This is a genomic window from Pseudomonas sp. NY8896 (assembly GCF_039634505.1).
Genome location: NZ_CP132350.1, coordinates 1,499,960 through 1,512,885 on the forward strand (window position 1 = coordinate 1,499,960; position 12,926 = coordinate 1,512,885).

Below are 12,926 nucleotides of genomic sequence, written 5' to 3' on the forward strand. Positions count from 1 at the left end.
CTGTTGTATGGCCTGGCCTCAGCGGCTGCGCAAGGCGCCAGTGGTGGCCGGGGAGGCCAGCAGCCAACTGGCTAGCAAGCGGGTGGACAACGGGATGAACAGGTACACCATCAGCGGCGTCAGGGCCAACGTGCTGAGCAGTACGCGGGGTATCAGGTCGAGTGCCGACAACCAGTGGCCGAACAGCAGGTTGAATGCCAGCGATACCGGGAAGAACGCCAGCCAGATGGCCACGGCCTGCTTCCAGCGCGGTGGTTTTTGCACCATGTTGGTGCCAAACCAGTCATCGATGCCGCTTACGCGCGCCTCTTTGGGGCGCTCGAACAGGCCGTTGCCGCGCTGCAGCCAAGCCCGCCGCGAAGCGGAATGTTCCCAGGCATGCAAGGTGGGCTCGTCGCTGAAACGGAAGATGATCTGGAATTCGTCGCCATCGCGTGGCGGGGCGAGGATGCCCGAGCCGAGGTAACCGGGGAAGTCGGTGGCCAGCTGCTCGCCTTCGTGCAGCCAGGCCAGCAGGTCCTGGTAGCGGCCATGGGCGGCGCGGCGCGACACCATCAAGGTGACGGGTGGGGTAGACATCGTGTATCTCCTGGCAACGGGGCTGGCGGGTAGCTGGCCCCTTTGGCTGCGTGGCCCGGGGTGGTGGGCGACGCAGGCGTGCATGCAAGAATCGGGCGCGGATTATCGCGCAGTTGCGATCACCGGCAAATGTCAGCCGGCAAATGGCTGCACCCTGCGGCGGGTGCTGTCGTAGTAGACTATGTGTTCAACTTCCGCACCCAGGGTACACCGTGCAGATGAACGAACAGGGACGTAGTCCGGTTATCGATGCCAGCTTCGAGCAGCAGGAGCTGTTTCCGATTCGTGAAGTTTCCCGCCTGACTGGCGTCAACGCCGTGACCCTGCGTGCCTGGGAGCGCCGCTATGGCCTGATCCAGCCAATTCGCACCGACAGTGGCCACCGCCTGTACTCACAGGCCGACATCGACGAGGTCCGCCGTATCCTTGGCTGGCTGGAGCGCGGTGTGTCGGTCAGCAAGGTGGGTAGTATTCTCGCGCGAGGCCATGCCCTTGCCGGGCAGGCGGGTGGCGCGACAGATGCCTGGCAGCGTTGGCAGCACCAGATTCGTCTAGCGGTGCAGAGCTTCGATCTGGCAGGCCTGGATCGCCTTTACGAGATGGTATTTGCCGCCAGCACCCTGGATCAGGTTTTCGCCGAAGTGTTCATGCCTGTGTGGCACGACATGGCCGTGCGGCAAGGCGGCTACGGGCAGACCAGTGAATGGCTGTTCCTTGACCAGTTCCTGCGCGGTCGGGTGTTCGCCCGTCTGCAGCTTGCCCATGTGCCGCGCAGCCGTAACGTGTTGTTGGCGCCATTGCCGGGGCAGTGTCATGAACTTGAGTTGCTGGTAACCAGCCTGCTCCTGAGCAGCGAGGAAACAGGTGTGACCCTACTGGCGAGCGGGCAGCCGCTGCGAGAACTGGCGTTGGTCTGCGAACGTCTGAGGCCGGACGCTCTGGTGCTGTTTTCTCATCAGGCACCGACAGCAGAAACTACCCGGCACGTTACGCGCCTGGCGGCGATGCTGGAATGCCCGTTGTTGCTGGCCGGCGAAGCGGCGGAAGTGGCACAGGAGAGCTTGGCTGGCAGCCTTGTCGCTTGCCTGGGGGCGCAAGGTAGTGTGATGCGCCAGCGTTTGCGGCAGTTCCTGGCCGGTCAGCTCGATACCTGAGTGTGCAGCTCGGGATGGGCCTGGCGATGGGCCTGGAGGATGTAGTCCCGCAACCGTTCGATTTCTTCGGCCGGGCTTTGGCTGAGGTCGTAGGCCGCCAGGTTTGGACCGATGCGCCGGCCCAATACGCCATGCAGTTCGATCGGGCTGATGCCGCCTGGGGCGAAGCGAAGCTCGAAGCGGGCGGGTGCCGCTGGCAGATCACGGATTTCCAGCAACACACCTTTGAAGGAAATATCACGCACCCACAGGCCGCTGGTCTGGTCATGGGCATCAAGCAGTGCGCTCGGCTGGTCCATCGACAGACGCCAAGGGCGCAGCATGGGGCCATCTTCGTAGATTTCCGGTGAGCCCAGTTGCAAGTGCAGGGCGTGAAACTCGTCCTCGACCAGTTGCAGCGGGAAACTGATCTGCTGGTTATTGAACTGGGCCTGCAAGGTCACTTGCTCGTTGGCCACCAGCTGGGTGAGCAAGTTCTGGATGCGGCGGTCGCCATTGACCAGCAGGCTCGACATGGAGTCGGCCAGGTTCAATTGCGGCGAGTGTTGCATGTTCTGTATGAAGTCCAGCTCGTCCTGGGTCAGGAGCACGTCTGCTTGCATGATCGAACTCGGTGGTGGCGATTTCTTCAACGGGGTTGACCGTGCGTGGCGTACTTGGTTCAGGCGCGTTCGTCGGTTTTCGGACGAGCGCACATCTTGGCCAGTTCCCGTTCCAGTTCGACCTGGCGGCTGACGTCTTTCTGGATGCCGATGAAGTAGGTGCGCTGGTCGGCGTCGCTTCTCACCGGCGTGATCGACAGTTCGTTCCAGAAGGCGCTGCCATCCTTGCGGTAGTTGCGCAGCACTTCGCGGCACGGGCGGCCTTCGGCCAGGGCCTTGCGGATGCGCGCGCGGCCAAGCTGGTCACGGTCGTCGGCCTGCAGAAAGCGACAATCCTGATAGAGGACTTCGTCGCGGCTGTAGCCAGTCAGGCGTTCGAAGGCGGCGTTCACGTAGATCAGGATAGTGTCGTCGCCTTCCTGTTCGGCGACCACGATCCCGTCATTGGACGCATCGACCATCGATTGCAGCAATTGCGCGTTGATCATGTTCGGGCCATTGAGCAAGAAGGGGCGAAGCAGGGCTGAAGGCGGCGACTTTGGTAGAGGCGGCCTTTTGCCATCGCTGGATGCTAGTATCCTACGTTTTCACTCAGTTTCGGAATCCTCTTCCCGATGAAAGTCGTCATTATTTCCGGATCGGTCTACGGCACCGCCGAAGAAGTCGCACGTCACGCTGAATCGCTGCTCAAGGCAGCGGGGCTGGAGGCCTGGCATGCGGCCCGCGCCACCCTTCAGGATCTTCAAGGCTTTGCCCCCGACGCCTTGCTGGCCGTGACCTCGACCACCGGCATGGGCGAGCTGCCGGACAACCTCATGCCGCTGTACAGCGCCATTCGTGACACCCTGCCTGCGGCCTGGCGCGGCCTGCCGGGCGCAGTGATTGCGCTGGGCGATTCCAGCTATGGTGACACCTACTGTGGTGGTGGCGAGCAGATGCGCGAGCTGTTTGCCGAGCTGGGCGTGCGCGAAGTGCAGCCGATGCTGCGCCTGGATGCGAGCGAGACAGTGACCCCGGAGGCAGATGCCGAGCCGTGGTTGGCTGAGTTGGCGAGTGCCTTCAAAGCCTGAGTCCGAAGGTAGAGCCGCTCCTACAGGGGCAGTGTCAGGCGTTGAGCTCGCGCAACAAGGCCAGCCACGCCTGAGCCGCCCGTGACAGATAGGCCCCGCGTCGCCAGATGAACGCAATATCCCACCGCAGGTCTTCCGGCGAACGCAGCGGCACACGCACCACCCCGGGGCGCTCCAGCGCTTTTGCCACTACCCGGGGCAGCAACACCACACCCTGGCCCGCCGCCACCAGCGCCGCCAAAAAATCTGCCTGGCCACTGCGCCCGCCTTCTTTCGGGGTAAAGCCCTGCTGCTGACACGCCTTCAACAGCCGATCGTTAAGCACGAAGCTGCGCTGGTACAGCAAGAACGGCGTATCGGCCAGTTGCCCCAGGTCCACTCCGGCCAAGCCCGACAAGGCATGCCCAGCCGGCAGCAAGGCGTCCAGGGGTTCGTTGCAGAACGGCTGGTAGTCGAATGCCTCGTCACTGGGCGTCAAGCTGCCGCCCAGTTCCAGCTCGCCGCTTCTGACAGCCTGTTCGACGCTGCGGCTACCGCCTTCGAGCAGTTGGATGGCGATGTTCGGGTGGCGCCGTCGGTACTCGGCGAACAGGCCGGCGAACAAGGCGTCGCTGCCTAGCATCGGTAAACCCAAGCGCAGTTCGCCACGCTCCATCAGGCTGAGATCGTCCAGTTCGTTGAGCAACGCCTGACGCTGACGCAGCAGGGCTTCGCCACGCTCCAGCACGATGCGCCCGGCAGCGGTCAGGTGCAGTTGCGAGGCCTGACGCTCCAGCAGCGGCTGGCCCACATCTTGCTCCAGCTGGGCTACCTGCTTGCTCACCGCCGACTGGCTGATGTGCAGCGTCTGTGCGGCCTGGGTAAAACCGCCCCGGTGGACCACTTCGATAAAGCTGCGCAGTTGTTTGAATTCCATGCTTGGATTCCATTATGGAATGGCGATCAGTCTAACAATTCGCTTCTGGCCTAGGCAGTCGAATCTTAAAATGAGGGCCTGTCGAGGAAACCCGCCATGAAACCCGCCTTATTGAAAAAAGCCCTGCGCCTGCTCATCGAGTTGGCGATCCTCTGTGCCCTGTTCCTGCTCGGCGGCCAGCTCGCCAATTGGTTGGGCTGGCCGATTCCCGGCGGCGTGATGGGCCTGGCCCTGCTGTTGATACTGTTCGCTTCGGGTGTGCTCAAGCCGGCCATGTTGCAATTGGGCGCCGGCTGGCTGATGGCCGAGATGCTGCTGTTCTTCATCCCGGCGCTGATGAGCCTGTTGGACTACGGCTCGCTGATCCGTGAAGAGGGCTGGCGCATCTTGCTGGTAATCGCTGTGAGCACGTTGATGGTGATGGTGGTGACGGCATTGACCGTGGAACTGGTGTGCCGTTGGAGGTTACGCCATGAGCCTTGAACCCATGCCGCTGTTCTGGCTGGCGCTGACCTTGCTGGCCTACCTGGGTAGCCGCTGGCTGTACCGGCGCAGCAAGCGCTACCTGCTGTCGCCATTGATCCTGGTGCCGGTTTTGCTGCTGGCGGTGGCCGTGCCGCTGCATACAGCCTATGCCGAGTATGCCCGCAACACCCACTGGTTGATGAGCGTGCTCGGCCCAGTGACCGTGGCTTTCGCGGTGCCGATCTGGCAGCAGCGGGCCATGCTGGCGCGCCATTGGCCAGCCCTGATGGTGGGCATGGTGGCTGGTAGCTGTGCCTCGATTGCCAGCTCCTGGGGCTTGGCGCACCTGCTGGCGCTGGACAGCGCAACCAGCCTGTCGCTGGTGCCGCGTTCGATCACCACGCCCTTCGCCATGCCGCTGGCCCACGACCTGGGTGGCGTGCCGGAACTGACGGCGGTGTTCGTGATGTTCACTGGCGTGCTCGGCGCCATGTTCGGCGGCGTGCTGCTGCGCTGGTTGCCGCTGCGTACACCGCTGGCACGGGGTGCGCTGTTTGGTGTTGGCGCGCATGGCGCCGGGGTCAGCCGGGCGCAGGAGGTGGGCCGCGAAGAAGGCTCGGTGGCCGGCCTGGTCATGGTCCTGACTGGGCTGCTCAACCTGTTCGCAGCGCCGCTGCTGGCCATGCTGCTCTGACCGTTCGTGCCACTGACTCGCTCAGTCATCAAGCTGGCTGGCAACGCAAGTTCCAGCCAACGGGCTGCTGGCTAGACTCTGCCTCGACATAGAGAGCACATGTATGTGCCGAGGTGACATGCAATGACCGCAGCCTTGCCCTATTCCGTCAACACCACTTCTCCGGGACCGCTCTGATGCCTATGGCCGAAATTCCATTGTGCGTCTGGCGTACCCGGGGACAGAGTTTCATCTTCCGGGGCCAGAGCATCCGCTACTGGACCGCAGGGCAAGGAGAGCCCCTGCTTCTGTTACACGGTTTTCCCACTGCCAGCTGGGATTGGCACTACCTGTGGGGGCCTTTGACCCAACGTTTCCGGGTGATCGCGTGCGACATGCTCGGTTTTGGCGATTCGGCCAAACCGGTTGATCATGCCTACAGCCTGATGGAGCAAGCGGACCTGCAGCAGGCCTTGCTTGCCCACCTGCAGGTCAAGCAGCCGGTGCATCTGCTGGCCCATGACTATGGCGGCAGCGTGGCCCAGGAATTGTTGGCGCGCCATCATGAGCAGCGCGCCGACATCGCCAGTTGCGTGTTCCTCAACAGCGGGCTGTTCCCCGAAAGCTGCCGCATGCTGCTGATCCAGAAGCTGCTGCTCAGCCGCTTTGGCTGGCTGGTGGGGCGTTCGTTCGGGCGTGACGACCTGGTGCGCAATGTGACCCAGGTCTATGGCCCCTGCACTCACCCCAGTGAGAGCGCGCTGGATGACTTCTGGAGCCTGATCGCTACCAACCGGGGTACACGCATCCTGCACAAGTTGGTGGGCTACATGCCCGAGCGCAGGTTGCACCGTGAACGCTGGGTCGGGGCGATGCAGCGCAAAGGCGTACCACTGCGCTTCATCAATGGCGTGGTCGACCCACTGTCCGGCGGGCACATGCTCGAGCGTTACCGGCAACTGGTGCCGGAGCCGGACACCGTGCAGCTGCACGGCATTGGCCATTACCCCCATACCGAAGCGCCGATGCAGGTGCTGCGCCACTACCTGGCCTTTCGCGAACAACCGTCCAGCTACTACCAGCCGAAAGTGGCGTGGTCCTGACGGGGCCTCATCGCCCTGCGTTATTGCCAGGCATTCAGCCTGCGTGAGCTTGATTGTCCGCCTGCCGCTGGCGGCGGACACTCGGCTGACCTGAACCTGCCTGGAGCCATGAGCATGAGCGAGCCCGTCCATTTGCAAGATCGCGTGGTGATCGTCACCGGCGCCGGTGGCGGCCTGGGCCGCGCCCACGCGCTGCTGTTCGCCGCGCGGGGTGCCAGGGTGGTGGTCAACGACCTTGGCGGTTCTACCCACGGGGAAGGTGCCAGCGCCTCGGCCGCCGACCGGGTGGTGGAGGAGATCCGCGCCGCCGGTGGCAGCGCCATCGCCAACCATGACTCGGTCAGCCACGGTGCACGTATCGTCGAGCAGGCGCTGGACACGTTCGGCCGGGTCGATGTGCTGGTGAACAACGCTGGCATCCTGCGCGACAAGACCTTTCACAAGATGGACGACAGCGATTGGGAGCAGGTGTACCAGGTGCATGTCGAAGGGGCCTTCAAAGTCACCCGCGCCGCCTGGCCACACTTGCGCGAGCAAAACTGGGGGCGGGTGATCTTCACGGCTTCCACCTCGGGTATCTACGGCAACTTTGGGCAGGCCAATTACGGCATGGCCAAGCTGGGCCTGTACGGGTTGACCCGCACGCTGGCCATCGAAGGGCGCAAGCACGGCATCCTGGTCAACGCCATTGCTCCCACGGGCGGTACCCGCATGACCGAGGGGCTGATCCCACCCCAGGTATTCGAGCGGCTCAAGCCCGAGCTGGTCAGCCCACTGGTGGTTTACCTGGGCAGCGAGCAGTGCCAGGGCACGGGGGAGCTGTTCGAGGTGGGCGGCGGCTGGGTGGGCAAGGTGCGTTGGGAGCGCAGCCTGGGAGTGGGTTTTGATCCGCGCGAGGGGTTTACCCCGGAGCAGGTGGCGGAGCACTGGGCGCAAATCGGCGACTTTGACGGGGCGGTGCATCCTCAGGACAGTTTGCAGGCATTGCAGCAGATGATGGCGAACCTGCAGAAATACCCGCTGGGCTGAAGATTTATCCGCTCAAATAAAAAAGGCCGCTGCAAGCCGCAGCGGCCAATCGAGACGTTAGATCAAGGAGCTTCAAAATCTACGTCGGTGAACCTCGCAGGCCTGAAAGGCGGGGGGGAGAGCCCTTCATGCCGGCCAGTGAGTTAAGAATAAGCGCTTGATCCGCTGGGAAAAATAGCTGCTTATGACATTCACCTTTACGTATCGGGCAATAGTGTCGCTAGCGCTCAGGTAGCGGGAGAATAGCCCATGCGCCAGCTGGTTTCCCGCGCTGCCGCCAGTAGCCGTTGCGCCGCTGGGCCATGTTCGTCGGCGTGGAAGATCGAAGTCGGCCCGACCACGGTCATCACCGCCGCCACCTGCCCCATGGCATTGAACACCGGCGCCGAAAGGGCATCCACGCCCGGCATCAGCAGGCCGTGCACATGGTGCAGGCCACGTTCGCGAATGCCTGCCAGCACCGGCTGGTAATCATCGGCGTGGTGCTGCAGGGCGGCCAGTTCGCGGTCACGCAACTCGACGGTTTCGCGCTCGGGCAGGTAGGCGGCGAACACCAGGCCGGTGGAGGAGGTGAGCAGCGGCAGCACCGAGCCCATCTGCGTCACCACGGTAACTGCACGCACCGCCGGTTCAATGCTGACCACGGTCGCGCCCTGGTTGCCCCACACGGCAATGAAGCAGCTCTCGTTAAGTTCGTCGCGCAGTTGCGACAGCGGCAGTGCGGCAGTTTTCAGCACATCGATGCTGCCCAGCGCCGCCAGCCCCACCCGCAATGCCTCGCGTCCCAGGCCGTAATGGTTGGTGGCGGCATCCTGTTCGGCAAAGCCGCTGGCGATCAGCGCTTGCAGGTAACGGTGCACTTTGCTTGCCGGCATTTGCACATGTTCCGCCAGGCGTGACAGCGAGGTGGACGGGGACAACTCGGCAAGGGCCTTGAGGATGTCGGTGCCGACCTCCGCCGAGCGGACTTTCTGCTTGCCGTTGTCGGCGGGGGAGCTGGCTTTGGTCATGGACATCTTCTTCTGGATTCTTCAAGTCGGGCCTTTATAGCTTGACGCCATGCGTGGAGCAAATTACGTTATTCGTAATCTGATTACGATAAAAACAATGCAGACGCGCTGCCACCCCACATCGGGCCAGCAGCCAGCTGCCCGCAACGGCTCGGCCAGAGCCCGGAGGCATCGATGAATCGCGACACCTCACCCGACCTTCACTACCTCAGCGGCTTCGGCAACGAGTTTGCCAGCGAAGCGCTGCCAGGGGCCTTGCCGGTCGGGCAGAACTCGCCACAGAAGGCACCCTATGGGCTGTATGCCGAGCTGCTCTCGGGCACGGCGTTCACCATGGCCCGCAGCGAGCTGCGTCGCACCTGGCTGTATCGCATTCGCCCGTCTGCCTTGCACCCTCGTTTCGAGCGCCTGGCGCGTCAGCCGCTGAGCGGGCCGCTGGGGGGCATCAACCCCAACCGCCTGCGTTGGAGCCCACAGCCGATTCCCGCCGAACCGACCGATTTCATCGAGGGCTGGTTGCCCATGGTGGCCAACGCCGCAGCGGAAAAACCGGCTGGCGTGAGCATCTACATCTACCGCGCCAACCGTTCCATGGAGCGGGTGTTCTTCAACGCCGACGGTGAACTTTTGCTGGTACCGGAACAGGGCCGCCTGCGCATTGCCACTGAACTGGGCGTAATGGAAGTCGAGCCGCTTGAAATTGCGGTGATCCCGCGTGGCATGAAGTTCCGTGTGGAACTGCTCGACGGCCAGGCCCGTGGCTACATCGCCGAAAACCACGGCGCGCCGCTGCGTATTCCAGACCTGGGCCCGATCGGCAGCAATGGCCTGGCCAACCCACGCGATTTCCTCACCCCGGTGGCGCACTACGAAGAGGCCGAAGCGCCGGTGCAACTGGTGCAGAAATTCCTGGGCGAACACTGGGCTTGCGAGCTGCAGCACTCGCCGCTGGACGTGGTGGCCTGGCACGGCAGCAACGTGCCGTACAAATACGACCTGCGCCGCTTCAATACCATCGGCACGGTCAGTTTCGACCACCCGGACCCTTCGATCTTTACCGTGCTGACCTCGCCGACCAGCGTGCATGGCCTGGCCAACATGGACTTCGTGATCTTCCCGCCACGCTGGATGGTGGCCGAGAACACCTTCCGCCCGCCATGGTTCCACCGCAACCTGATGAACGAGTTCATGGGCTTGATCAATGGTGCCTACGACGCCAAGGCCGAGGGCTTCCTGCCTGGCGGTGCCTCGCTGCACGGCGTGATGAGCGCCCACGGCCCCGACGCCGAAACCTGCGAAAAAGCCATTGCCGCCGACCTGGCGCCGCACAAGATCGACAACACCATGGCCTTCATGTTCGAGACCAGCCAGGTGCTGCGCCCGAGCCTGCAAGCCCTTGAATGCCCGCAATTGCAGGCCGACTACGATAGTTGCTGGGCAACCTTGCCAAGCACCTTCAACCCGAACCGGAGATAACCGATGAACCACACTGCCAATGCCCGTAGCTGGGTCGAGCACGCCAACGGGCACAGCGACTTCCCGCTGCAGAACCTGCCATTGGGCATCTTCAGCCGGCCGGGTGAAGCCCGGCGCTGTGGCGTGGCCATCGGCGACGCGATCCTCGACCTGGAAGCGGTGTTGGCCGCCGGCCTGTTCGCGGGGGAAGCCAAGGCCGCCGTCGAGGCTACTCGGGGTGGGGCACTGAACGCTTACTTCGCATTGGGCCGCAGCGCCCGTGTCGCCCTGCGCGAGCGTCTGCAGGTGCTGCTTGGCGAGCACAGCGAGCACCAGGCTGCTCTGCAGCCGGCACTGTATCCAGCCAGCGACTGCCAACTGCATGTGCCAGCGCAGGTCGGGGACTACACCGACTTCTACGTAGGCATCGAGCACGCCAAGAACGTGGGCAAGCTTTTCCGCCCCGACAACCCGCTGCTGCCCAACTACAAATATGTGCCGATCGGTTATCACGGCCGTGCCTCGACCATTCGCCCGTCCGGCACCGATGTACGCCGGCCAAAAGGCCAGACCCTCCCGGCTGGGCACACCGAGCCAAGTTTCGGCCCATGCGCACGCCTGGACTACGAACTGGAACTGGGCATCTGGATTGGCCAGGGCAATGACATGGGCCAGGCGATCCCGGTTGGCGATGCCGCCGAACACGTAGCGGGCCTGTGCCTGCTCAACGACTGGTCGGCGCGCGATATCCAGGCATGGGAATACCAGCCATTGGGGCCGTTCCTGTCCAAGAGTTTCATCACCAGCATATCGCCCTGGGTGGTTACCGCCGAAGCGCTGGAGCCGTTCCGCTGCGCCCAGCCTGCACGCCCGGAAGGCGACCCGCAGCCGCTGTCGTACCTGCTGGACAAGCGTGACCAGGCCGCCGGTGCATTCGATATTGAACTCGAAGTGTTGCTGCTGACCGAGCGCATGCGCGAGCAAGGTGTTGCCCCGCACCGCCTGACCCTGAGCAACACCCGCAGCATGTACTGGACCGTGGCGCAGTTGGTGGCGCACCACAGCGTCAACGGCTGCCAGCTGCAGCCGGGCGACCTGTTCGGTTCGGGCACGCTGTCGGGTGCTACGCCGGGTTCGTTCGGCAGCCTGCTGGAGATCACCGAAGGCGGCAAGCTGCCGATTGAGCTGGCCAGCGGCGAGGTGCGCAAGTTCCTCGAAGACGGCGACGAAATTATCCTGCGTGCCCGCTGCACGCGTGACGGCGTAGCCAGCATCGGCTTCGGCGAATGCCGTGGCACGGTCATCGCGGCCAACTAAGGAGGCAGGGGCATGGAGCTGTACACCTATTACCGTTCCACCTCGTCCTACCGGGTGCGCATTGCCTTGGCATTGAAGGGGCTGGCTTACCAGTCCCTGCCAGTCAACCTGCTGCAGGGGGAGCAGCGCGGTGCGGACTATACCGCCGTCAACCCGCAGGGCCGCGTGCCAGCCTTGCGCACTGACGGCGGTGAGTTGCTGGTGCAGTCGCCAGCCATCATCGAGTACCTGGAAGAGGTTTATCCACAACCTGCGTTGCTACCGACCACGGCCGTGGAAAGGGCAAAGGTGCGTGGTGTGGCGGCAATCATCGGCTGCGACATTCACCCGTTGCACAACGTCAGCGTGCTCAACCGGCTGCGCCAGGCGGGTCAGGACGAAGGGCAGGTCAATCAGTGGATCGGTCACTGGATAAGCCAGGGGCTGGCAGCAGTGGAGCGACTGATTGGCGATCACGGCTTCTGCTTTGGCGATACGCCTGGGTTGGCGGATGTGTACCTGATCCCGCAGTTGTATGCGGCCGAGCGCTTCAACATCGACCTCGACAGCTTCCCGCGCATCCTGCGGGTTGCCGCACTGGCGGCCGCGCACCCGGCGTTCGCCAAGGCCCACCCCGCCCAGCAGCCGGACAGCCCGGCTCAGTGAAGTGAACGGTTCGCCGCCGGAAGCTTGCCGATTCGCTCGGACAGCTTCAGGCGCTGGACCGGGTCTTCCGTCAGCAGCAACGCATGCTCCAGGTCGAAGCGCTCGGCCTGCGGGCAATCCAGTTGTTGGTAGAGCGAAGCGCGGGTCACGTAATCGCTGACTTGCACCGGGCCCAACTGCATGACCCGCTCGGCGTCGATCAGCGCGGCCAGGTGGTCATCGTTGCTGATGTGCAGTTGACGCAGGTTGCGCGACAGGCGTTGCAGCATCTGCAGCGGCGTAGCGCTGCGCATGTGCTCTGCCGTCAGCGCCACATGTGGGCCAAACTGGCGTGCCAGCAGTTCGCGGCAGTCACTCGGGTACAAGCGCCGACCGCCACAGGGGTCGAGCAGGTGGTCGGCACCCGGCACGCGCAGCAGGAAATGGCCAGGAAAGCCCACGCCCTCCAGCGGTATGGACAAGCGCCGGGCCAGCTCCAGGGAAAGAATGGCCAGGGTCAGCGGTTGGCCGCGGCGGCGCTGCAGTACTTTGTCCATCATCGCCGCATGCGGGCGTAACGGGTGGTATTCATCCTGCTGAAAGCCCAGCGCAATCAGTTGGCGCAGCAGTGGCTGGGCCAGTTCGCACACTGGCAGCATCGGCAGGTTGGCGCTTATCTCGCGCTGCAGCTCGTTCAGGGTGGCAAGGCTGGCCGCGGGCTCGACACTACGATCGTGCTCGGCGGCAATCCACAATGCGGCTTCCAGCAGGGCGACAGGCTCGCGTTCCAGGCAGGCCAGGCAGGCTTGACGTGGCTTCATGGGGCATCTCCACACACGTTTGAGTATTAGCTGTGACGCGTGGTTTCGTCCAGTGGTCCGGCAGCGGCGTCAATGCCGGGGCCGTGCCTATACTGGAAGGAGCACCTC

At 63.7% G+C, this 12,926-nt stretch carries 15 protein-coding genes; 9 read left to right on the top strand and 6 right to left on the bottom strand.

What is annotated here, in order from left to right:
* Positions 1-18: 18 nt before the first annotated feature.
* A complete protein-coding gene (locus tag Q9451_RS06645) occupies positions 19-579 on the bottom strand; it encodes an antibiotic biosynthesis monooxygenase (protein ID WP_012274154.1) in 561 nt (186 codons plus the stop codon).
* Between the two features lie 218 nt (positions 580-797).
* Here Q9451_RS06645 and Q9451_RS06650 point away from each other — a divergent pair, with 218 nt between their 5' ends.
* Positions 798-1,733 carry a MerR family transcriptional regulator gene (locus Q9451_RS06650; protein WP_012274153.1) on the top strand — a complete coding sequence of 312 codons (936 nt, stop codon included), beginning with the start codon at positions 798-800 and terminating at the stop codon, positions 1,731-1,733.
* Here Q9451_RS06650 and Q9451_RS06655 read toward each other — a convergent pair.
* Together Q9451_RS06655 and Q9451_RS06660 are read right to left on the bottom strand one after the other, a co-directional pair.
* On the bottom strand, positions 1,718-2,335 hold the full coding sequence (locus Q9451_RS06655) for a hypothetical protein (RefSeq protein WP_012274152.1): 618 nt from the start codon (positions 2,333-2,335) through the stop codon (positions 1,718-1,720). The genes Q9451_RS06650 and Q9451_RS06655 overlap by 16 nt on opposite strands.
* Before the next feature lie 59 nt (positions 2,336-2,394).
* A complete protein-coding gene (locus tag Q9451_RS06660; protein ID WP_012274151.1) occupies positions 2,395-2,823 on the bottom strand; it encodes a PAS domain S-box protein in 429 nt (142 codons plus the stop codon).
* A gap of 126 nt (positions 2,824-2,949) precedes the next feature.
* On the opposite strand from Q9451_RS06660, the gene Q9451_RS06665 reads away from it, so the two are divergent.
* Positions 2,950-3,405 (top strand): flavodoxin, encoded by a 456-nt coding sequence (locus tag Q9451_RS06665; protein ID WP_012274150.1) that lies wholly within the window; start codon positions 2,950-2,952, stop codon positions 3,403-3,405.
* A gap of 34 nt (positions 3,406-3,439) precedes the next feature.
* Here Q9451_RS06665 and Q9451_RS06670 read toward each other — a convergent pair whose 3' ends face one another.
* On the bottom strand, positions 3,440-4,321 hold the full coding sequence (locus tag Q9451_RS06670) for a LysR family transcriptional regulator (RefSeq protein ID WP_012274149.1): 882 nt from the start codon (positions 4,319-4,321) through the stop codon (positions 3,440-3,442).
* A gap of 96 nt (positions 4,322-4,417) precedes the next feature.
* Between Q9451_RS06670 and Q9451_RS06675 the strand changes: the two genes are divergently transcribed.
* The 4 genes from Q9451_RS06675 (at position 4,418) to Q9451_RS06690 (ending at position 7,591) form a co-directional block, all read left to right on the top strand.
* Complete coding sequence (locus Q9451_RS06675; RefSeq protein ID WP_012274148.1) at positions 4,418-4,804, top strand: CidA/LrgA family protein; 387 nt, start codon at positions 4,418-4,420, stop codon at positions 4,802-4,804.
* Positions 4,794-5,480 carry an LrgB family protein gene (locus Q9451_RS06680; RefSeq protein ID WP_012274147.1) on the top strand — a complete coding sequence of 229 codons (687 nt, stop codon included), beginning with the start codon at positions 4,794-4,796 and terminating at the stop codon, positions 5,478-5,480. The genes Q9451_RS06675 and Q9451_RS06680 overlap by 11 nt, the downstream gene beginning before the upstream one ends.
* A gap of 176 nt (positions 5,481-5,656) precedes the next feature.
* Positions 5,657-6,562 carry an alpha/beta hydrolase gene (locus Q9451_RS06685; protein ID WP_012274146.1) on the top strand — a complete coding sequence of 302 codons (906 nt, stop codon included), beginning with the start codon at positions 5,657-5,659 and terminating at the stop codon, positions 6,560-6,562.
* A 114-nt stretch (positions 6,563-6,676) separates the two neighbouring features.
* Complete coding sequence (locus tag Q9451_RS06690) at positions 6,677-7,591, top strand: SDR family oxidoreductase (protein ID WP_012274145.1); 915 nt, start codon at positions 6,677-6,679, stop codon at positions 7,589-7,591.
* A gap of 227 nt (positions 7,592-7,818) precedes the next feature.
* Here the strand turns inward: Q9451_RS06690 and Q9451_RS06695 are convergent, their stop codons facing one another.
* Positions 7,819-8,601 carry an IclR family transcriptional regulator gene (locus Q9451_RS06695; protein ID WP_041166588.1) on the bottom strand — a complete coding sequence of 261 codons (783 nt, stop codon included), beginning with the start codon at positions 8,599-8,601 and terminating at the stop codon, positions 7,819-7,821.
* Between the two features lie 174 nt (positions 8,602-8,775).
* Here Q9451_RS06695 and hmgA point away from each other — a divergent pair, with 174 nt between their 5' ends.
* From hmgA to maiA, 3 genes are read left to right on the top strand one after another with little or no spacing between them, the layout of a single operon-like run.
* Positions 8,776-10,077 carry a homogentisate 1,2-dioxygenase gene (gene hmgA / locus Q9451_RS06700; protein ID WP_012274143.1) on the top strand — a complete coding sequence of 434 codons (1,302 nt, stop codon included), beginning with the start codon at positions 8,776-8,778 and terminating at the stop codon, positions 10,075-10,077.
* Between the two features lie 3 nt (positions 10,078-10,080).
* A complete protein-coding gene (gene fahA / locus Q9451_RS06705; RefSeq protein WP_012274142.1) occupies positions 10,081-11,373 on the top strand; it encodes a fumarylacetoacetase in 1,293 nt (430 codons plus the stop codon).
* Between the two features lie 12 nt (positions 11,374-11,385).
* Entirely contained in the window at positions 11,386-12,018 is a 633-nt protein-coding gene (maiA, locus tag Q9451_RS06710; RefSeq protein WP_012274141.1) for a maleylacetoacetate isomerase, read from the top strand.
* Here the strand turns inward: maiA and Q9451_RS06715 are convergent.
* A complete protein-coding gene (locus tag Q9451_RS06715) occupies positions 12,012-12,818 on the bottom strand; it encodes a tetratricopeptide repeat protein (RefSeq protein WP_012274140.1) in 807 nt (268 codons plus the stop codon). The two genes, maiA and Q9451_RS06715, sit on opposite strands and share 7 nt — an antisense overlap.
* Positions 12,819-12,926 lie beyond the last annotated feature (108 nt).